General features: G+C 67.2%; 1 protein-coding gene. It reads left to right on the plus strand.

Going from position 1 to position 1,175, the window contains the following annotated elements:
• On the plus strand, window positions 1–1,175 hold a 1,175-nt coding region (locus tag AC3ERT_RS36510), incomplete at both ends, for a beta-ketoacyl synthase N-terminal-like domain-containing protein (protein ID WP_435179483.1).

Raw genomic sequence — 1,175 nt, forward strand, 5'->3', positions numbered from 1 at the left:
TTGATACGGCGTGTTCGTCGTCGTTGACGGCGATTCATCTGGCGGCGCAGGCGTTGCGGTCGGGTGAGTGTGGGATCGCGTTGGCCGGTGGTGTCACGGTGATGGCTTCGCCTGGGACGTTCGCGGAGTTTGCGCGGCAGCGGGGTCTTGCTGCTGATGGTCGGTGTAAGCCGTTTGCGGAGGCGGCTGATGGCACGGGGTGGGGTGAGGGCGTTGGCGTCGTGGTGTTGGAGCGGTTGTCGGACGCTCGCGCGCGTGGGCATCGGGTGTTGGCGGTGGTGGCCGGTAGTGCGGTCAATCAGGACGGGGCGAGTAATGGTCTGTCGGCGCCGAATGGTCCGTCGCAGCAGCGGGTGATTCGGGCGGCGTTGGCGAGTGCGGGGTTGCAGCCGGGTGATGTGGATGTGGTGGAGGCGCACGGGACTGGCACTGCGTTGGGTGATCCGATCGAGGCGCAGGCGCTGCTGGCGACCTATGGGCAGGATCGGCCGGAGGGTCGGCCGTTGTTGTTGGGGTCGGTGAAGTCGAACATCGGTCACACGCAGGCGGCTGCTGGTGTCGCGGGTGTGATCAAGATGGTGCAGGCGATGCGGCACGGGATGCTGCCGCAGACCCTGCATGTGGATGCCCCGTCCTCACACGTCGACTGGTCGGCCGGAGCAGTCGAGCTGCTGACGGCGCCGCGTGAGTGGCCGGCGGGTTCTGGTCCGCGACGTGCGGGTGTGTCGGCGTTCGGGATCAGCGGTACCAACGTCCATCTCATTCTTGAGCAGCCTGTGCAGGAGGAGGTGGAGTCCGTTGCGGAGGTGGGGCCGGAGTCTGCGGGTGCGGTGGTGTGGGTGGTGTCGGCGCGGTCTGATGCGGCGTTGGTGGCGCAGGCGGGTCGGTTGGCGGAGTTCGTCGATGCTCGCCCTGAGGTCTCGGTCGGGGATGTGGCGTTGTCGTTGGCGGTGACGCGGACGACGGGGTTCGCGCACCGGCTTGCGGTGGTGGGCCGGGACCGTGATCAGTTGCTGACGGGGATGTCTGCGGTTGCTGCGGGTGAGGTGGCTGCGGGTGTGGTGATGGGTGCTGGTGCTGGTGCTGGTGTGGGTGCGGGTGGTGGTGGGATTGCGGTGGTGTTCTCGGGTCAGGGTTCTCAGGGTGTGGGGATGGGTTTGGGGTTGTATGAGGTG

Source organism: Actinacidiphila sp. bgisy145, assembly GCF_057708125.1.